Annotated in this window: 13 protein-coding genes; 10 read left to right on the forward strand and 3 right to left on the reverse strand. The window is 72.5% G+C overall.

The genetic code is table 11. From position 1 onward, the window contains the following. Positions 1-5 precede the first annotated feature (5 nt). Genes PS467_RS32045 through PS467_RS32055 form a run of 3 tightly spaced genes read right to left on the reverse strand, consistent with a single transcriptional unit; the run spans position 6 to position 4,872 of the window. A complete protein-coding gene (locus PS467_RS32045; RefSeq protein ID WP_311038131.1) occupies positions 6-878 on the reverse strand; it encodes a 2Fe-2S iron-sulfur cluster-binding protein in 873 nt (290 codons plus the stop codon). After that, positions 875-2,920, reverse strand: coding sequence for an NAD(P)H-dependent oxidoreductase subunit E (locus tag PS467_RS32050; protein WP_311038132.1), 2,046 nt, complete (start codon positions 2,918-2,920; stop codon positions 875-877). The genes PS467_RS32045 and PS467_RS32050 overlap by 4 nt, the downstream gene beginning before the upstream one ends. Positions 2,921-2,922: 2 nt before the next feature. After that, positions 2,923-4,872 carry a molybdopterin oxidoreductase family protein gene (locus PS467_RS32055; RefSeq protein WP_311038133.1) on the reverse strand — a complete coding sequence of 650 codons (1,950 nt, stop codon included), beginning with the start codon at positions 4,870-4,872 and terminating at the stop codon, positions 2,923-2,925. Between the two features lie 277 nt (positions 4,873-5,149). On the opposite strand from PS467_RS32055, the gene PS467_RS32060 reads away from it, so the two are divergent. From PS467_RS32060 to PS467_RS32105, 10 genes are all read left to right on the forward strand, one after another. Continuing rightward, entirely contained in the window at positions 5,150-5,827 is a 678-nt protein-coding gene (locus tag PS467_RS32060) for a GntR family transcriptional regulator (protein ID WP_268975168.1), read from the forward strand. Between the two features lie 288 nt (positions 5,828-6,115). Then, positions 6,116-7,297, forward strand: a complete 1,182-nt coding sequence (locus PS467_RS32065) for an ROK family transcriptional regulator (RefSeq protein WP_268975169.1) — start codon at positions 6,116-6,118, stop codon at positions 7,295-7,297. 385 nt (positions 7,298-7,682) lie between these two features. Next, complete coding sequence (locus PS467_RS32070; RefSeq protein WP_311038134.1) at positions 7,683-9,212, forward strand: sugar ABC transporter ATP-binding protein; 1,530 nt, start codon at positions 7,683-7,685, stop codon at positions 9,210-9,212. 50 nt (positions 9,213-9,262) lie between these two features. Beyond that, positions 9,263-10,285, forward strand: coding sequence for an ABC transporter permease (locus tag PS467_RS32075; RefSeq protein WP_432280768.1), 1,023 nt, complete (start codon positions 9,263-9,265; stop codon positions 10,283-10,285). 8 nt (positions 10,286-10,293) lie between these two features. Beyond that, the gene (locus PS467_RS32080; RefSeq protein WP_311038135.1) at positions 10,294-11,346 is read left to right on the forward strand and encodes a substrate-binding domain-containing protein; all 1,053 of its coding nucleotides are present in this window, start codon (positions 10,294-10,296) and stop codon (positions 11,344-11,346) included. Between the two features lie 60 nt (positions 11,347-11,406). Next, positions 11,407-12,597, forward strand: coding sequence for a Gfo/Idh/MocA family protein (locus PS467_RS32085; protein WP_311038136.1), 1,191 nt, complete (start codon positions 11,407-11,409; stop codon positions 12,595-12,597). A gap of 13 nt (positions 12,598-12,610) precedes the next feature. Further along, entirely contained in the window at positions 12,611-13,618 is a 1,008-nt protein-coding gene (locus PS467_RS32090) for a sugar phosphate isomerase/epimerase family protein (RefSeq protein ID WP_268975174.1), read from the forward strand. A gap of 421 nt (positions 13,619-14,039) precedes the next feature. Continuing rightward, a complete protein-coding gene (locus PS467_RS32095; RefSeq protein WP_311038137.1) occupies positions 14,040-16,487 on the forward strand; it encodes a PQQ-dependent sugar dehydrogenase in 2,448 nt (815 codons plus the stop codon). A 548-nt stretch (positions 16,488-17,035) separates the two neighbouring features. After that, positions 17,036-18,319 (forward strand): ThuA domain-containing protein, encoded by a 1,284-nt coding sequence (locus tag PS467_RS32100; RefSeq protein ID WP_311038138.1) that lies wholly within the window; start codon positions 17,036-17,038, stop codon positions 18,317-18,319. Positions 18,320-18,961: 642 nt separating this feature from the next. Beyond that, the gene (locus PS467_RS32105; RefSeq protein ID WP_311038139.1) at positions 18,962-20,104 is read left to right on the forward strand and encodes an inositol-3-phosphate synthase; all 1,143 of its coding nucleotides are present in this window, start codon (positions 18,962-18,964) and stop codon (positions 20,102-20,104) included. Positions 20,105-20,115: the final 11 nt, after the last annotated feature.

Below are 20,115 nucleotides of genomic sequence, written 5' to 3' on the forward strand. Positions count from 1 at the left end.
GTCGATCAGTCCTGGTTCTGTGCGTGGTTCTGTACGTGTTGGTAGCCGAAGCGGCCCTTGATGCACAGGTTCCCGTGTGTCACGGGATTATCGTGCGGCGAGGTGACCTTCACGATCTCATTGTCCTGCACATGGAGAGTGAGATTGCAGCCCACACCACAGTAGGCGCACACCGTCGTGGTCTCCGTCTGCGCCGACTCGTCCCAGGTCCCGGCCGCCCGCATGTCGAACTCGGTCTTGAAGCTCAGGGCGCCCGTCGGGCACACCTCGACGCAGTTGCCGCAGTAGACACAGGCCGAATCGGTGAGGGGCGCGTCGTGCTCGGTGGAGATACGGGCGTCGAAACCGCGGCCCGCGACCGCGATCGCGAAGGTGTTCTGCCACTGCTCGCCGCAGGCGTCCACGCATTTGTAGCAGAGGACGCATTTGCTGTAATCGCGGACGTACAGGTCGTTGTCCACCTTCGGCTCCTCGGCCACCCGGGCCGCCTCGGCACCGAACCGGTCCGGCTCGGCCCCGTACTCCTCGATCCACTCGGCGGCGCCCGGGGTCGTCGACAGATCGGTGGAGGAGGCCAGCAGCTCCAGGACGACCTTACGGCTGTGCCGGGCCCGCTCGGTGTCCGTGCGCACCTCCATGCCCGGCTCCACCCGGCGGGAGCAGGCCGGGGCGAGGGTGCGGGAGCCCTCCACCTCCACCACGCACACCCGGCAGGCGTTCTTCGGGGTGAGCGTGTCGCCCTGGCACAGGGTCGGGACGTCCTTGCCCGCGGCGCGGCACGCGTCCAGCAGGGTGCTGCCCTCCGGGGCGCGGACCGGCTCGCCGTCCAGGGTGAGGTCGACCAGACGGCGCGGGGGTCGCAGCGGTATCGCGGTCACTTGAAGGCTCCCAGACGGTCGATGGCGGACTCCACGGCGTTCCAGGCGGTCTGGCCCAGACCGCAGATCGAGGCGTCCCGCATGGCCCGGCCGACCTCGCGCAGCAGCGCGATGTCCCCGGCCGCGGCGTCGCCCGTAAGGTCCTTGATCCGGTGCAGCGCCTCCTCCTGCCGTACGGTGCCCACCCGGCAGGGCACGCACTGGCCGCAGGACTCGTCGCGGAAGAACTCCGCGATGCGCAGCAGGACGCGGGGCAGCTCGACACTGTCGTCCAGCACCAGCACCACCCCCGAGCCGAGCGTGGCGCCCGCGGCGCGGGTGCCCTCGAACGTGAGCGGGACGTCCAGCTCGTCGGGGCGTACGAAGGCGCCCGCCGCGCCGCCGAGCAGCACCGCGCGCAGGGTCTTCGGCGGCCCCGCGAGCTCCAGCAGCTCCCGCAGCGTCGCCCCGAACGGCAGCTCGTAGACGCCGGGGCGGGCCACCGTGCCGGAGACGCAGAACAGCTTGGTGCCGGTGGAGGCGGAGGTGCCGGTGCGCGCATACCCCTGTGCGCCTTCGATCAGAATGGGCAGCACATTGACCAGCGTCTCCACGTTGTTGACCGCGGTCGGCTTGCCGAACAGCCCTTTCTCGACCGGGAACGGCGGTTTGCTGCGCGGTTCACCGCGCCGCCCCTCGATCGAATTGAAGATCGCGGTCTCCTCACCGCAGATGTACGCGCCCGCGCCGCGCCGGATCTCGATGTCGAACGCGAACCCCTGGCCCATCACGTCCTCGCCGAGGAGGCCGCGGGCGCGGGCCCGGTCGATGGCGGTGCGCAGCCGGCGCAGCGCACGCGGATACTCGCCGCGCAGGTACAGATAGCCGCGGTGGGCCCCGGTCGCGTAGCCCGCGATGGTCATGGCCTCGACGAGGGCGTACGGATCGCCCTCCATCAGGACCCGGTCCTTGAAGGTCCCCGGTTCGCTCTCGTCGGCGTTGCAGACCAGATAGTGCGGATGGTCGGGCTGCTGGGCGGTGGCCGCCCACTTCCGCCCGGTCGGGAACGCGGCCCCGCCCCGCCCGACCAGACCCGCCTCGGTCACCTCCCGGATCACCCCGGCGGGCCCGAGCGCGAACGCGCGCCGCAGGGCGGCGTAACCGCCGTGGGCGCGGTAGTCGTCGAGCGACCCCGGGTCCACCACCCCGACCCGACGCAGCAGCACCAGACCGTCGCGCCCGGCCTCCGGCGCCGCGAGTGCGCTCCCGGGCGCGGAACTCCCCGTCCGCGCAACGGCGTTCGCGGTCTGGCCTGACGCCTGGCCTGACGCCTGGCCTGACGCCTGGCCTGACGCCTGGCCTGACGCCCTGCTGGGCCGTGGCGCGGGCGTGGGGGCGGGCAGGGCGGCAGAGGTGCCCGCCTGTGCGGGCTGGGCGGCCGGGGTTCGTGCTTGCGGCGCGGCGGCCGCCGCTTGCGGCTCGGCCGCCGCCTCGTGCGGCGCCGTCGCCGCGTCGGCGACCGCCTCGGCCGTGGCCGGGGCGACGACCGCCGTCCGCGGGGCCTCGCCCGCGCGGATCACCAGGGCCGCCGGGGCGCGTTCGCACAGGCCCAGGCATGGGCTGGGCTGCCAGACGGCTCCGGACCCCGCCGAGCCCGCCGGGCCCAGGTCCCGTTCGATCTTCGTGCACACCCGCGCGGAGCCCCGGGCGGCGCACGCCAGGTCCGTACAGACGTGGACGACGGTCGCCGGACGGGGTTTCACCGCGAACATCGCGTAGAAGGTCGCCACCCCGTAGCCCTCCGCCGGAGGGACCGTCAGCCGTCGGCACAGATAGGCCAGGCCGCCCTCGCTGATCCAGCCCACCCGGTCGTTGAGGGCGTGCAGCCCCGGCAACAGCAGATCGCGCCGCTCACGCGCCTCGCGGCCGCCGCGCGCCCAGCGCAGATCGGTGTCCGTACGGTCGTCCGCGCCCTCCCAGGCGGACGCGGGCGGGCCGAGCAGCGCGTCGACCGCCGCCCGCTCCTCGTCCGTGGGCTTGCTGTCACCGAAGCGCAGATCCACGATCAGCTCCTTACGGCGGTCACGGGAAGCTTCTCGATCCTTATGGCCGACGCCTTGAACTCCGCCGTCCCCGCGATGGGGCAGTTGGCCTCGATCGTCAGGGAGTTGGTGTCCACCTCGTCGGGGAAGTGCATGGTCATGAAGGCGAGTCCCGGCCGCAGCCCGGGGTCGATCCACACCGGCGCCACCACCGAACCGCGCCGCGAGGTGACCCGCACCCATTCCTCGGCCTCCACCCGGTAGCGGTCCGCGTCCTCCGGGCAGAGTTCGATGTACTCGCCGCGCCGCAGCGGGGAGGCGAACCCCCCGCTCTGCACCCCGGTGTTGTACGAGTCCAGGCGCCGCCCCGTGGTGAGCCGGATCGGGTAGGCGTCATCGGTCAGATCGACCGGCGGATCGTGCTTGACGGGGCCGAAGGGGGCGCGGGCGCCGCGCCGGGCCGGATCGCTCTCCCAGAGGCGGCCGTGCAGATAGGTGGGCTCCAGGCGGTCGGTGCTGGGGCAGGGCCACTGGATGCCCTGGTGCTTCTCCAGCCGCTCGTACGTCATCCCGAAGTGGTCCGGGGAGACGGCGCGCAGCTCGTTCCAGACCTCCTCCGCGTCCGCGAACTCCCAGTCGTGGCCCAGCCGCCGCGCCAGCTCGCAGAGGATGTCGATGTCCTCGCGCGCCTCGCCCGGCGGCTCCACGGCCTTGCGCACCCGCTGGACGCGCCGCTCGCTGTTGGTGGTGGTGCCGTCCGTCTCGCACCACGCGGCGGTCGCCGGGAGCACCACATCGGCCAGTTCGGCGGTCCTGGTCAGGAAGATGTCCTGGACCACCAGGTGCTCCAGGGACGTGAGCCGCCGGATGGCCTGCTCGGTGTCGGCCTCGGACTGGGCCGGGTTCTCGCCGATGCAGTAGACGGCGCGCAGCTCGCCCGCCTCCATCGCCTCGAACATCTCGGTCAGGTTCAGTCCGTAGCGCGGCTGGATGACCACGTCCCAGGCGCGTTCGAACTTCGACCGGACGGGCGGGTCCAGGATGTCCTGGAAGCCGGGCAGCCGGTTGGGGATGGCGCCCATGTCGCCGCCGCCCTGGACGTTGTTCTGGCCGCGCAGCGGCTGGAGCCCGGAGCCGTACCGGCCGACGTGGCCGGTCAGCAGGGCCAGATTGATCAGCGCCCGGACGTTGTCGGTGCCGTTGTGGTGCTCGGTGATGCCGAGGGTCCAGCACAGCTGGGCGCGTTCGGCGGTGGCGTAGGCGTGCGCGAGATCGCGGATCGCGTCGGCCGGGACGCCGGTGACCTTCTCGGCGACGCTGGGGGTCCAGGGCTCCACATGGGCCGCGTACTCCTCGAAGCCGCTGGTCGCGCGCTCGATGAAGGCGTGGTTGGCGAGCCCCGCGTGGATGATCTCGCGGCCCACGGCGTGGGCGAGCGGGATGTCGGTGCCCACGTTGAGCCCCAGCCAGCTCTCCGCCCATTCGGCGGTCGAGGTGCGGCGCGGGTCGACCGCGTACATCCGGGCGCCGTTCCGGATGCCCTTGAGGACGTGGTGGAAGAAGATCGGGTGCGCGAAGCGGGCGTTGGAGCCCCACATCACGATCAGATCGGTGTCCTCGACCTCCCCGTACGAGGAGGTGCCGCCGCCGGAGCCGAACACGGCGGACAGCCCCGCGACGCTGGGCGCGTGGCAGGTGCGGTTGCAGGAGTCGACGTTGTTGGTGCCCATCACCACCCGGGCGAACTTCTGGGCCACGTAGTTCATCTCGTTGGTGGCGCGGGAGCAGGAGAACATGCCGAACGCGTCGGGCCCGTGGGCCGCCGTCACGGCCCGGAATCCGGCGGCGGCCCGGCTGAGCGCCTCGTCCCAGGAGGCGGGGCGGAGTTCACCGCTCACCGGATCGCGCACCAGGGGGTGGGTCAGCCGGGGGTACTGCTTCTGCTGTCGGTCGCGCTGGCGGTTACGGGCCACGACGGGCTCCTTACGGCGGTCACGCCGCGCTGCGACGTGAGGGAACCGAGCGTCCGGGTATCGTCGACAGAATATTGAATACAGTATTCCCGAGAAGGGGGTCAAGGCATCGGACGCACCTCGATCCCACCGTGTCGCCCGGACCGCGAGGACATGCGGCGAGTGGCTGACCCGGCGTCAGAACCGCCGAACCCGTCTGACACATGGACAGTGTGGGTAAACTGTAGACAATAACCAATCCATGTATCCGGAAAACGACGAAGCCAGAGGGGGCGCGATGCCGGCCAGGGGACTACCCCAGGGTGCGGTGCCGAAGCTGGAGCGGCCCGGCCCACTCCGCGAGCGTGTCTACGAGGCGCTGCTCGAACTCATCACCACCCGCGCCCTCCGTCCCGGCCAGCACCTCGTGGAGAGCGAGCTCGCCGGTCATCTCGGGGTCTCCCGCCAGCCGGTGCGCGAGGCCCTCCAGCGGCTGAACACCGAGGGCTGGGTCGATCTGCGGCCCGCGCAGGGCGCGTTCGTCCACGAGCCCACCGAGGAAGAGGCCGATCAGCTCCTTACGGTGCGCACGCTCCTCGAGGCGGAGGCCGCCCGGCTGGCCGCCGCCGAGGCCGACGCGGCCGGGGTCGCCGCGCTGGAGGACCTGTGCGCCAAGGGCGAGCGCGCGGTGCTGGACGACGATGTGGACGGCGCGGTCGCGGCGAACGCCGAATTCCACGCCAAGGTGATGCGGCTGGCCGGAAACGCGGTCCTGTCCGAGCTGGCCGCCCAGGTGGACCGCAGGGTCCGCTGGTACTACACCCCGGTCGCCCGGCAGCGCGGCAAGCAGTCCTGGATCGAGCACCGCGAGTTGATCGCGGCCATCGCCGCCGGCGACGAACAGCGCGCCACGGCCGTCATGCGCGCCCACACCGAACACACCCGCCGCACCTACCACGAGCGCGACCGGTCCTGACCCTCCCGCCGCCCTTCCCGCCTCGCCACATCTCCCGCCGCCCCGCCTGTCGCCGGGCGGCGGCACCTTTTGGCGCCGGTGGACCGTGACGCCCTCGATCTCCTCACCCTCGCGCAGCAGGTCTGTCCCGAAATCAACTCCGCTTTGTCCTGCGACAGGAGAAAGTCGACGGCAATTCCGGCGCAAGTTCTTCCCACCCCCGACAACCGCTGCTACGTTCCCCGTGAAAGCCCGGCAGCGGGGCTCCAGGGATGCCGATATGACGGCGGGAGGGGCGGCGTGAGGCGCATGACGGCACGACCGGCCAACGCGCATCAGGCGCGACTGCTTCGCCTGCTGCGCGACGGCGGCCCCAACTCCCGTGCTCAGCTGGGCGATCAGATCGACCTCTCGCGTTCGAAGCTCGCCGTGGAGATCGACCGGCTGCTGGAGACCGGGCTGGTGATCGCGGACGGGCTCGCCGCCTCGCGCGGCGGCCGGCGCTCGCACAACATCCGGCTCGCGCCCGGTCTGCGGCTGCTCGGCGTGGACATCGGCGCCACCTCCGTGGATGTTGCCGTGACCAACGCGGAACTGGAGATTCTCGGCCACCTCACCCAGCCCATGGATGTGCGCGAGGGACCCGTCGCGGTCTTCGAGCAGGTGCTGGACATGGCCGCGAAGCTCCGGGCCTCCGGGGTGGCCGAGGGGTTCGACGGGGCGGGCATAGGAGTGCCCGGCCCCGTGCGGTTCCCCGAGGGCGTGCCCGTGGCGCCGCCGATCATGCCGGGGTGGGACGGCTTCCCGGTACGGGAGGCGCTCAGCCAGGAACTGGGCTGCCCGGTCATGGTCGACAACGATGTGAACCTCATGGCGATGGGGGAGCAGCACGCGGGCGTCGCCCGTTCCGCCAAGGACTTTCTCTGCGTGAAGATCGGCACCGGTATCGGCTGCGGGATCGTCGTCGGCGGTGAGGTCTACCGCGGTACGACGGGCAGTGCCGGCGACATCGGCCACATCCAGGCCGAACCCGACGGCCGCCCCTGCGCCTGCGGCAACCGCGGCTGCCTGGAGGCGTACTTCGGCGGCGCGGCGCTGGCCCGCGACGCCGAGGCGGCCGCCCGCGACGGCCGGTCCGCCGAACTCGCCGCCCGGCTGGAGGCCGCGGGGAGCCTCGCCGCCACGGACGTCGCCGCCGCGGCGTCCGCGGGCGACGCGACCGCGCTCGACCTCATCAGGGCGGGCGGCACCCGTACGGGCCAGGTCATCGCCGGGCTCGTCAGCTTCTTCAACCCCGGTCTGGTGGTCATCGGCGGCGGTGTCACCGGGCTCGGCCATACGCTGCTCGCCGCCATACGGACCCAGGTCTACCGCCAGTCCCTGCCCCTGGCCACCGGCAACCTCCCCATCGTGCTGGGCGAACTCGGCCCGGCCGCCGGGGTCACCGGCGCGGCCCGCCTGATCAGCGACCACCTCTTCTCCCCGGCCTGACGGCCCGCTCCGCCCGCTCCCCGTCCGGCCACGGCCGTCCGGCCCCGTCCGGCGGCTCGCAACTCCGGCACAGCGCACCAGCACGGCAGCAACACCACAACAGCACCACGGCAGCACGGCATCCGCACCGCCCCTCGGCGCACGCCACGCCGGGGCACGAGCCGCACCACCGGCGCACCATCGCGCCGCACCACTGAGCCGCACCACCGGCACCACTGAGCCGCACCACCGCGCCGCATCACCGCGCCGCGCCGTACCCCGTCGCGCCCCGCACCGCTCCACCGCGCCGCGCCGTACTCCGCCACGCGAGCGAACGCGAATGTGCGACCGACCCGCCCACCGCATCGAGCGACAGCGCACGTGCGAACCGCCGAGGAGGCCCGCCATGGCACCGGCACCACCCGACCCGCGCCCGCTCCTCACCCTGTCCGCGATCACCAAGTCCTTCCCCGGGGTCCGCGCCCTCGACGGCGTCGACCTCGATGTCGAAGCGGGTGAGGTGCACTGTCTGCTCGGCCAGAACGGCGCGGGCAAGTCCACGCTCATCAAGGTGGTGGCCGGGGCGCATCAGCCCGACGGCGGCGAGATCCGCTGGCAGGGCGCGCCGGTCACCCTCAAGTCGCCCGTCGCCGCCATGCGGCTGGGCATCGCCACCATCTACCAGGAACTGGACCTGGTGGAGGGGCTGTCCGTCGCGGAGAACGTCTTCCTCGGCCATGAGGTGGCCACCGCCGGTTTCGTCCGCTCCCGCGCCGCCCGCACCGCCACCGCCGCCCTCCTCACCCGGCTCGGCCACCCCGAGATCGACCCGGGCCGGCTGGTCGGGGAGCTCTCCGCGGCCGGGCAGCAGATCGTCTCCATGGCCCGCGCGCTCTCCCACGACGTCCGGCTGATCGTGATGGACGAGCCGTCCGCGGCCCTCGACCCCGACGAGGTCGACAACCTCTTCCGCATCGTCGGCGATCTCACCGCCGCCGGGGTCGCCGTCGTCTACATCTCGCACCGGCTGGAGGAGATCCGCCGGATCGGCGACCGCGTCACCGTGCTCAAGGACGGCCGCGCCGCCGCCCGCGGGCTGCCCGCCCGCACCACCCCCACCCGCGAGATCGTGGCCCTGATGACGGGCCGGGACGTGGAGTACGCGTTCCCGCGCCGCACCACGGCCGCTCCGGCGCCCACCGCCGAACCCGTGCTGCGGCTGGAACACCTCGCCAGGGAAGGGGAGTTCGAGCCGATCGACCTCGACCTCGCACCCGGTGAGATCGTCGGGCTCGCCGGACTCGTCGGCTCCGGGCGGTCGGAGATCCTGGAGACCGTCTACGGCGCCCGCCGCCCCACCTCGGGCCGGGTCTTCGTCGGCGGCCGCCCGCTGCGCCCCGGCAGCGTGACCGCCGCCGTGCGCGCCGGGCTCGGTCTGGCCCCCGAGGAGCGCAAGGCGCAGGCGCTGCTGATGCTGGAGTCCGTCACCCGCAATGTCTCGGTCTCCTCCCTGCCCCGCTTCTCCCGCGCGGGCTGGGTGGACCGCGGCGCGGAGCGGGCGGCGGCCCGCCGGTGCGTGCGGGAGCTGTCGCTGCACCCCGACGACCCCGAGCGGCCGGTGCGCACCCTGTCCGGCGGCAATCAGCAGAAGGCCGTGCTGGCCCGCTGGCTGCTGCGCGGCTGCCGGGTGCTGCTGCTGGACGAGCCGACGCGCGGGGTGGACGTCGGGGCCCGCGCCGAGCTGTACGCCGTGATCCGCCGGCTCGCCGACGACGGCATGGCCGTCCTGCTCGTCTCCAGCGAACTGCCCGAAGTCCTGGGCCTCGCCGACCGGGTGCTGGTGCTCCGCGAGGGCCGCGTGGTGCATACGGCGCCCGCGCGGGAGCTGGACGAGCACCGCGTCCTCGATCTCGTCATGGAAGGGAGCCCGTCGTGAATTCACCCGGGAGCAGGCCGGCGGCCGGCACCCCGGCCGACCCCGCACCGGTGCCGGGAGCGGGCGCCACGCTGACGGCCGGTCCGGCCGGCGGACCGCCGGCCGGCCGTGCCGGCGCCGACCCCCTGGGCCGGCTGCGGCGCCTGGCCGATCTGCGCAACCTCTCCCTCGTCGGGGTGCTGGCGGTGCTGATCGCCGTCGGCGGCTTCACCAAGCCCGATGAGTTCCTGAGCACCGACAACCTCCAGCTCGTGCTCACCCAGGCGTCCGTCATCGGCGTCGTCACCGTCGGCGTCACCTTCGTCATCACCAGCGGCGGCATCGATCTGTCGGTCGGCGCGATGGTCGCCCTCGCCTCCGTATGGGCCACCACCGTGGCCACGCAGGACTACGGACTCGGCGGCATCCTGCTGTGCGCGGTCCTGGTGGGGCTCGGCTGCGGACTGGTCAACGGGGTGCTCATCGCGTACGGCGGGATGGTCCCGTTCATCGCCACCCTGGCGATGCTGGCCTCGGCCCGTGGTCTGGCCCTGCAGATCAGCGACGGCAGGACCCAGGTCGTCACCGTCGACCCGGTCCTGGACCTCGGGCTCCCGGACGCCTACGTCCTCGGCATCCCCCCGCTGGTGCTCATCTTCGCGGCCGTCACGGTCCTGGGCTGGCTGGTGCTGAACCGGACGACCTTCGGCCGCCGCACCGTCGCCATCGGCGGCAACGCGGAGGCGGCCCGGCTCGCGGGCATCGACGTCAGACGGCAGCGGCTGATGCTGTATCTGCTCTCCGGGCTGTGCTGCGGTGTCGCCGCCTTCATGCTGATCGTCCTCACCGGCTCCGGCCAGAACACCAACGGCAACCTCTACGAACTCGACGCCATCGCCGCCGCGATCATCGGCGGCACGCTGCTCAGCGGCGGCCGGGGCACCATCACCGGCTCGGTCCTCGGCGTCCTCGTCTTCACCACCATCACCAATCTGTTCGCCCTGAACAACCTCCAGAGCGATGTCCAGCAGATCGCCAAGGGCGCGATCATCGTCGCCGCCGTCCTGGTACAGAAGGGTCGTTCGACGCCATGAGGTACGTCATGAGGGACGCCAAGAGCTCCGCCACCAGTCGCAGAAACCTGCTGCTGGGCACCGCCGCGGCGGGCGCGCTGTTCGCCGCCGGGTGCACCAGCAACGAGAACAACGACAGCGACGGGAGCAGCAAGCCGGCCGCCAACACCTCCGACGACAAGCCCGGTAAGGAGGTCACCATCGGCTTCGCCGGGCCGCAGGCCGACCACGGCTGGCTCAACGCCATCAACGAGCAGGCCAAGCGGCGCGCCAAGGAGTACCAGGACGTCACGCTGGAGGCCACCGAGGGCTCCAACGACACCGCCCAGCAGATCGGCCAGATCGAGACCCTCATCAACAAGAAGGTCGACGTCCTGGTCATCCTGCCCGCCGACGGCAAGGCGCTGACCCAGGTCGGGCTCAAGGCGATGCGGGCGGGCATCCCGGTGGTCAACCTCGACCGCGTCTTCGCCTCCCCGCAGGCGTACCGCTGCTGGATCGGCGGCGACAACTACGGCATGGGCCTCAACGCCGGGCACTACATCGGCGAGCAGCTCAAGGACAAGAAGAACGCCAAGGTCCTCGAGCTGGCCGGGATCGACAACCTGGAGCTGACCCGGCAGCGCACGAAGGGCTTCGACGACGCCCTGAAGAACTACCCCAACATCGAGAAGGTCGGCCGCCAGGCCGCGGAGTTCACCGTCGAGTCGGGCCAGGCGAAGATGGCCCAGCTGCTCCAGGCCCACTCGGGCTTCGACGCCCTGTGGAACCACGACGACGACCAGGGCGTCGGCGCGGAGCGCGCCATCAAGCAGGCCGGGCGGGACGACTTCCTCATGGTCGGCGGCGCGGGCGCCAAGCACGCCATGGACGCCATCAAGGCCGACAACACCGTGCTGAAGGCCACCGTGCTCTACCCGCCGACCATGGCCGCCTCCGCCATCGACCTCGCCCGCGCGCTCGGCCAGGGCAAGGGCGTCGGCGGTCTCGCGGAGCTGGAGATCCCGGCCTCCCTCACCCTCTACTCCGCCGTCGTCACCAAGGACAACGTGGACCAGTACCTCCCCACGGGATTCAGCTGAGCCCCGCACGGGCCCGGACCCCCCACTTCGCGTCGGTTTGCGATCGTCAGAAGGAGTCCCATGGAAAGTCCTGAAGCCTCAACGCTCGGCGTCGGCATGGTCGGCTACGCCTTCATGGGCGCCGCCCACTCCCAGGGCTGGCGCACCGTCGGCCGGGTCTTCGACCTGCCCGCCCGACCCGTGATGTCCGCCGTCTGCGGGCGCGACGCGGACGCCGTACGGGCCGCCGCGGAGCGGCACGGCTGGGCCGCCGCCGAAACCGACTGGCGGTCGCTGATCGCCCGGGACGATGTGCAGCTGGTCGATGTGTGCACCCCCGGCGACAGCCATGCCGAGATCGCCATCGCGGCCCTGGAGGCGGGCAAGCATGTGCTGTGCGAGAAGCCGCTGGCCAATTCCGTCGCCGAGGCGGAGGCCATGGTGGAGGCGGCGCGACGGGCCCGGGAGCGCGGACAGGTGGCGATGGTGGGCTTCAACTACCGCCGCGCGCCCGCCATCGCCCATGCCCGCACGATGGTGGCGGAGGGCCGGATCGGGGTGCTGCGGCACGTACGGGTCAGCTATCTCCAGGACTGGATCGTCGACCCGGAGTATCCCCTGGTGTGGCGGTTGCGGCGGGAGTACGCGGGCTCCGGCGCGCTCGGCGACCTGGGCTCGCACATCGTCGACCTCGCGCAGTACCTGGCGGGGGAGCGGCTGATCGGCGTCTCGGCGCTGACCGAGACGTTCGTACGGGAGCGGCCGCTGCCCGCCGGGGCGGTGGCGGGGCTCGGCGGCTCCGGGTCGGGCGGGGTGGCGCGCGGACCGGTCACGGTCGATGACGCGGCGCTGTTCACCGGCCGGTTCGGCTCGGGGGCGGTGGCGTCGTTCGAGGCCAGCCGCTTCGCCGCGGGCCGTAAGAACTCGCTCAGGATCGAGCTCAACGGCGATCGCGGGTCGCTCGCCTTCGATCTGGAACGGCTCAATGAGCTGTCGTTCCATGACCATACCGAGCCCGCGACCGACTCCGGGTTCCGCCGCATCCTGGTCACCGAACCCGACCACCCCTACCTCGAGGGGTGGTGGCCGCCGGGCCACGCCCTCGGCTACGAGCACACCTTCGTCCACCAGGCGCGGGACATGGTGCTCGCGATCGCCGGGGGGACCGGCCCCGAGCCCTCCTTCGAGGACGGGCTCCAGGTGCAGCGGGTGCTCGCCGCCGTCGAGGACAGTGCGGAGAAGAACTGCGTCTACACCCCCGTGTCCGCCTGAGGAGGAGGTCCGCATGCCCAGACCCTTCACGCTCTTCACCGGCCAGTGGGCCGACCTCCCCCTGGAGGAGGTCTGCCGGCTGGCCCGCGACTTCGGCTACGACGGCCTGGAACTCGCCTGCTGGGGCGACCACTTCGAGGTGGACCGCGCGCTCGGCGAACCCGGCTACCTGGACGGGCGGCGCCGGCTGCTGGAGAAGTACGGCCTCACCTGCTGGGCCATCTCCAACCACCTGGTCGGCCAGGCCGTCTGCGACTCCCCCATCGACGAACGCCACCAGGCCATCGTGCCCGCCCGGATCTGGGGCGACGGCGAGGCGGAGGGCGTCCGGCGGCGGGCCGCCGCGGAGATGGCCGACACGGCCCGCGCGGCGGCCGCCTTCGGGGTGCGCACCGTCATCGGCTTCACCGGCTCCTCCATCTGGCATCTGGTGGCGATGTTCCCGCCGGTGGTGCCGGGGATGATCGAGCGGGGCTACGAGGACTTCGCCGAGCGCTGGAACCCGGTCCTGGACGTCTTCGACGCCGAGGGCGTGCGCTTCGCCCACGAGGTGCACCCCAGCGAGATCGCCTACGACTACTGGACCACCCACCGGGCCCTGGAGGCCGTGGGCCACCGCCCCGCCTTCGGGCTCAACTTCGACCCCAGCCACTTCGTCTGGCAGGACCTGGACCCCGTCGGCTTCCTGTGGGACTTCCGGGACCGGATCTACCACGTCGACTGCAAGGAGGCCAGGAAGCGGCTGGACGGCCGCAACGGCCGCCTCGGCTCCCACCTGCCCTGGGGCGACCCCCGCCGGGGCTGGGACTTCGTCTCGGCGGGCCACGGCGATGTGCCATGGGAGGACGTGTTCCGGATGCTGCGCTCGATCGGCTACGACGGCCCGGTGTCGGTCGAGTGGGAGGACGCCGGAATGGACCGGCTCACGGGCGCCCCGGAGGCGCTGGCCCGGCTGAAGCGGTTCGACTTCGACCCGCCGACGGCGTCGTTCGACGCGGCCTTCGGCGGCGGCGAGAAGTAGCCCCCGGCCGGGCCCGTAAGCGGGCCGGGCCCGTAAGCGGGCCGGGCCCGTAAGCGGGCCGGACCGTAGGCGGGCCGGATCGTAAGCGCGCCGGACCGTAGGCGACCCGGCCCGTAACCGACCGGGCCGGTAACCGACCCGGCCCGGCCGGGCGGTCGAGGAACCCCACAGGCCCCTGGGTGGGGGACGGCACACACCGCGCCCCCACCCGGCTTTGTCCTGCCCGTGGACCAAGAGCCACCCGCTTTATGTCAAAGGGGTTTCCGGACCGGACAAACCCCGCTACGGTCCTTGATATGTACCGGTCACCCAGGGACCCCTCTCCCCGGACCGGTCACCCCGGCGCGACGGCGCGCGCCTGTGCCAGTCACGGCGGCCTGACGGCCCGCCCGTACACCCCCTCTTTCCACGGAGGATCAGCGTGCACAGGAAAAGGCTTCGACTGCGCGGGCCCCTCGCGCTCGTCACGAGCGGACTGCTCGTCGGCGCGGGGCTCGCGTTCACCGCTCCGCCGGCGGGCGCGGACCAACCCGCCCCGGTAGCGGAGGAGTTCCAGCAGGTCACCCTCGCCAAGGGGGTGGAGGAGACTGGCGAGCCCATGACGCTCGCCGTACTGCCGGACCGCTCGGTCCTGCACACCTCGCGCGACGGCACCCTGTGGCTGACCGACGAGGGCGGCGACACCAAGGTGTCCGGCAAGCTCCCGGTCTACACCCACGACGAGGAGGGGCTCCAGGGCGTCGGCATCGACCCCGGCTTCAGCGAGAACCGCGCCATCTACCTCTACTACGCGCCCCCGCTCGACACCCCCGCCGGTGACGCCCCCAACGAGGGCACGGCCGCCGACTTCGCCAAGTTCGACGGCGTCAACCGGCTCTCCCGCTTCACCCTCAACGCCGACGGCACCCTGAACACCGCCAGCGAGAAGAAGGTCCTCGACGTCCCCGCGTCCCGCGGCATCTGCTGCCACGTGGGCGGGGACATCGACTTCGACGCCGACGGCAACCTGTACCTGTCCACCGGCGACGACAGCAACCCGTTCGCCTCCGACGGCTTCACCCCCATCGACGAACGGGAGAACCGCAACCCCGCCTACGACGCCAGGCGTTCCGCGGGCAACAGCAACGATCTGCGCGGCAAGATCCTCCGCATCAAGGTGGCCGACGACGGCTCGTACACCGTCCCGGACGGCAACCTCTTCGCGCCCGGGACCGAGAAGACCCGGCCCGAGATCTACGCGATGGGCTTCCGCAACCCCTTCCGGATCAGCGTCGACAAGCCCACCGGCACGGTCTACGTCGGTGACTACGGCCCGGACGCGGGCGCCGCCAACCCCGAGCGCGGGCCCGGCGGCTCGGTGGAGTTCGCCCGGGTGACCAAGCCCGGCAACTACGGCTGGCCGTACTGCATCGCCGACAACAAGCCGTACCGCGACTACGACTTCGCCACCGGCACCTCCGGCCCGGCCTTCGACTGCGCCGCGCCCGAGAACACCTCGCGGTACAACACCGGGCTCACCGAGCTGCCGCCCGCCCAGCCCGCCTGGATCCCGTACGACAACGACTCCGTGCCCGAGTTCGGCTCCGGCTCCGAGTCGCCCATGGCCGGGCCGGTCTACCGCTATGACGCCTCGCTCGACTCCCCGGTGAAGTTCCCCGAGAGCTACGACGGGAACTTCTTCGCGGGCGAGTTCGGCCGCCAGTGGATCAAGCGGATCGAGCAGGGCGACGACGGCGCCGTACAGAAGATCAACGACTTCCCGTGGAGCGGCACCCAGGTCATGGACTCGGCCTTCGGCCCGGACGGCGCGCTGTACGTGCTCGACTACGGGCTGGGCTACTTCAACGGGGACGAGCACTCCGCGCTCTACCGCATCGAGAACGCCACCGACGGCCACTCGCCCATCGCCGAGGCGAGCGCCGACCGCACCTCCGGCAAGGCGCCCATGAAGGTCGCCTTCTCCTCCGCGGGCACCTCCGACGCCGACGGCGACACCCTCAGCTACCACTGGGACTTCGGCGACGGCGTGACCTCCGCCGCCACCAACCCCACCCACACGTACAAGAAGAACGGCACCTTCACCGCGACGCTCACCGTCAAGGACCCCACCGGCCGCACCGCCGGCGCCAACGTGCACCTGACGGTCGGCAACACCGCGCCCAAGGTGACGCTGCGACTGCCGGCCGACGGCCAGCTGTTCAGCTTCGGCGACGAGGTTCCGTTCAAGGTCACGGTGACCGACCCGGAGGACCGGACCATCGACTGCGCCAAGGTCAAGATCACCTACATCCTCGGCCACGACAGCCACGGCCACCCCGTCACCTCGGCAGGCGGCTGCTCCGGCACCATCAAGACCAACGCCGACGGTGAGCACGACCCCAACGCCAACATCTTCGGGGTCTTCGACGCCGAGTACACCGACGGCGGCGGGGGCGGCCAGCCCCCGCTGACCACCCATGACCAGAGCATCGTCCAGCCCAAGCACCGGCAGGCCGAGCACTACGGCGACGGCGAAGGCGTCTCGGTCGTCTCCCACGCCCCGGCCAACGGCGGCAAGACGGTCGGCGACATCCACAACGGCGACTGGATCTCCTTCACCCCCTACGTCCTGGGCAACGCCAAGGACTTCACCGCACGGGTCTCCTCGGCGGGCACGGGCGGCACGCTCGAAATCCGCGCCGGGTCCGCGACCGGACGGCTGCTCGGCACCGTCACCGTCCCGGTGACCGGCGACTGGGAGACCTTCCAGGACGTCAAGACCACGCTGCGGAACCCCCCGGCCCGCAGCACCACGCTCTGCCTCGTCTTCAAGGGCGGCGAGGGAGCCCTCTTCGACGTGGACGACTTCACGATCGGCACCACCGGCTGACGACCGGGGCCGGGGGCGGCCGCGCAGGCCGCCCCCGGCCCGGAGGAAGGAGCACGACGGATATGCATCCGCACCCTTCTCCGCACCCCAGACCCCACCCAGCCTCCGACCTAGGGTTTCTATCGGGCCCCAACTCCGGCCCCGGCCCGGGACCCGACTCCGGGTCGGGTTCCGGGTCCCGTTCCGGGGCCGACGCCGGATCCCGCCTCGAACCTCGCCCGAGGTCCGACCCCGGGTCCGGCTCCGGTCCTGACGCCAGATCCCGTTCCGGGTCCGACTCCCGATCCCGCCTCGGGTCCGGCTCCGGGCTCGACTCCGGGCCCCACCTCGGGGGCATCCCCGGGTCCGACTCCGGATCACATTCCGGGCCTGACGCCGGGTCTCGTTCTGGGTCCGGCTCCGGGTTTCTTCTCGGGTCCGGCCCTGGGGCCCGCTCCGGGCCCCACTCCGGACGTCGTTTCGGGCGTCGCCGCGGATCCCCGCGTGGGGCGCGCCTTGCTGCCGTCGGGGCTGCCCTGCTGCTCGCCCTGACGGCCCTGCCCGCCACCATGTCCGGGGCCGCCGCCGCCTCGGACCCGTCCGGCCGGGTGCTGGTCTTCTCCAAGACGGCCGGCTTCCGCCATGACTCGATCCCCGAGGGCATCGCCGCCATCGAGGAACTCGGCGAGCAGGGCGGCTTCGCCGTGGACGCCACCGAGGACGCCGCCGCCTTCACCCGCGCCAACCTGGCCCGCTACGACGCCGTCGTCTTCCTCTCCACGACCGGCGACGTCCTGGACACCGCCCAGCAGGCCGCGTTCGAGCGCTATGTGCGGGCGGGCGGCGGCTACGTCGGTGTCCACGCGGCCGCCGACACCGAATACGACTGGCCCTTCTACGAGGGCCTCGTCGGCGCGTACTTCCGGTCCCACCCCGCGATCCAGCAGGCCACCGTGGGCGTCGAGGACCATGCCCACCCCGCGACCGCGCACCTGGGGCGGACATGGGAGCGGACCGACGAGTGGTACGACTACCGGACCAACCCCCGGGAGCGGGTGCGGGTCCTCGCCACGCTCGACGAGTCCTCGTACCAGGGCGGCGCGATGGGGGAGGACCACCCCATCTCCTGGTGCCAGGAATACCGCGGCGGCCGCGCCTTCTACACCGGCTTCGGCCACACCAAGGAGTCCTACGCCGACCCGGCCTTCCGGCAGCACCTGCTCGGCGGCATCCGCTACGCCACCGGCGCCGCGCACGCCGACTGCCGCCCCGAGCGGGGCTACCGCCCGCTCTTCGACGGCACCTCGACGGACGGCTGGCAGCAGGCGGGCCCGGGGTCCTTCACCCTCGACACCTCGGCCGGAACGCTCACCTCGACGGGCGGCATGGGCCTGCTCTGGTACCAGGCGCGCGAGCTGCGCTCGTACTCGCTCAAGCTCGACTGGAAGCTGACAGGCGACAGCAACTCCGGGGTCTTCGTGGGCTTCCCGGCCTCCGACGACCCCTGGTCGGCGGTCGACAACGGCTACGAGGTGCAGATCGACGCCACGGACACCCCCGACCGCACCACCGGGTCGGTCTACGGCTTCCAGTCGGCGGACCTCGCCAAGCGGGACGCGGCGCTGAACCCGCCGGGGGAGTGGAACACATACGAGATCCGTGTGCAGGACGAACGGCTGCGGATCTGGCTCAACGGCGTGAAGATCAACGACTTCACCAACCGGGACCCGGCGCGCAGCCTGCGACAGGGCTACGTCGGTATCCAGAACCACGGGGAGGGGGACGAGGTCTCCTTCCGCGACATCCGCGTCAAGGACCTGCCGACGAAGGGCGGCGGCCACCACGACCGCTAGGCGCTACGACCACTAGGCCACCACGACCGCTGGGTCACCACGACCGCTGGGCGCCCCGGTCCGCCGCCCCGACGGCCCGAGGGGAGCCGTGGGGGCGGCGTGGCGGCGGGAAGGAGTACGCCGCCTCCTCCCCGCCGCCACCCAAGCCGCCCCACAGGAGCCGGGGCCCGACGGCCCCGACCACCCGGCCTCCGCCCTGGGGCCCCGGCCACTCCACACGGGTCCCCGGGGGCGGCAACCTCGTCTCGGCCCGGCGGTGGCCGCCGAGCCTGGCCACGGCCTTCCGCCACGGCCACGGCCACGGCCACGGCACGGGCTGTTGGGACAGATCCCGGGTCTCGGGACTCGGCCCCGAGCCTGGTGGCCGGACCCCGGTCCGGCCCTGGGACCGGTGGCCACTGATGCGGCCTTGGCCGTACCGCGTGTCCGGCGGGCCGTGCGCCTGGCGGGCCGTGCGCCTGGCGGACCGCTGCACCCCGCCCCCGTACCCGCACGGCCGCCCGACCACCCGGCAGGGCCCCACCCGACACCGACCACCCGACCGCGACAGACACCCGCAGGACGCAACAGACCCGGCGCCGCACCCGCACCCCCGCCGCCGCGAACCACCTGCGCAACCCACGCCCACCCGGGAGGCAGCCAGTGACCACCCGCCCCGACGACATCACCCCACCCCGCGACGCACCCCGTACGGGGGTCTGGCTCATCGGCGCTCGCGGTTCCGTCGCCACCACCGCCGTGGCGGGCTGTGCCGCCGTCGCCGGGGGGTTGCAGCCGGCGACCGGCATGGTCACCGAGACCCCGCCGTTCGCGGACAGCGGCCTTCCCGCGCTCGCCGACCTCGTCTTCGGCGGCCATGACACCGCCGCGACCCCGCTGCCCAAGCGGGCCGAGGCGCTGGCCGCCGACGGGGTGCTGCCGCATGGGCTGCCCGCCGCCGTACGCGCCGAACTCGCCGCCGCCGACGCGGCCGTCCGCCCCGGCGGACCGCAGCCCGGCGACGGCCGCGGTGCGGAGGAGCTGATCGCGGCCTTCGCGGCCGACCTCACCGACTTCCGCCGTACGCACGGGCTGGCCCGCGCCGTCGTCGTCAACGTCGCGTCCACCGAAGCGGCCCCGGCGGACGCCGACGCCCTGCCGCCCAGCTCCCTCTACGCCGCCGCCGCGCTGCGCGCCGGGTGCCCGTACGTCAACTTCACCCCCTCCACCGGTCTCCACCACCCCCGGTTGCGCGAGCCCGCCCGCCGCTCCGGTCTGCCGTACGCGGGGCGCGACGGCAAGACCGGGCAGACGCTGCTGCGGTCCGTACTCGCGCCGATGTTCGCGCAGCGGGCACTGGCCGTACGGACCTGGTCCGGTACGAACCTCCTCGGCGGCGGCGACGGCGCCGCCCTCGCCGACCCGGGCGCCGCGGCGGCCAAGAACGCGGGCAAGGCGCGGGTCCTCTCCGACAGCCTCGGCGAACTCCCCGACGGCGAGCTGCACATCGACAACGTGCCCGCGCTCGGCGACTGGAAGACCGCCTGGGACCATGTCGCCTTCGACGGCTTCCTCGGCTCCCGGATGATCCTCCAGACCATCTGGCAGGGCTGCGACTCGGCCCTCGCCGCACCGCTCGTCCTCGATCTGGCCCGGCTGACCGCCCGCGCCCATGAGCTGGGCCTCGCCGGGCCGCTCCCCGAACTCGGCTTCTACTTCAAGGACCCGGACGGCGGCCCGCCCGCGCTCGCCGACCAGTACGCGGCGCTCGTCGGCTTCGCCGAGCGGCTGCGGGGGCGGTCATGACGCGGACGGAC

Origin of the sequence: Streptomyces luomodiensis, assembly GCF_031679605.1 — a bacterium.
GTDB classification, from domain to species: domain Bacteria; phylum Actinomycetota; class Actinomycetes; order Streptomycetales; family Streptomycetaceae; genus Streptomyces; species Streptomyces luomodiensis.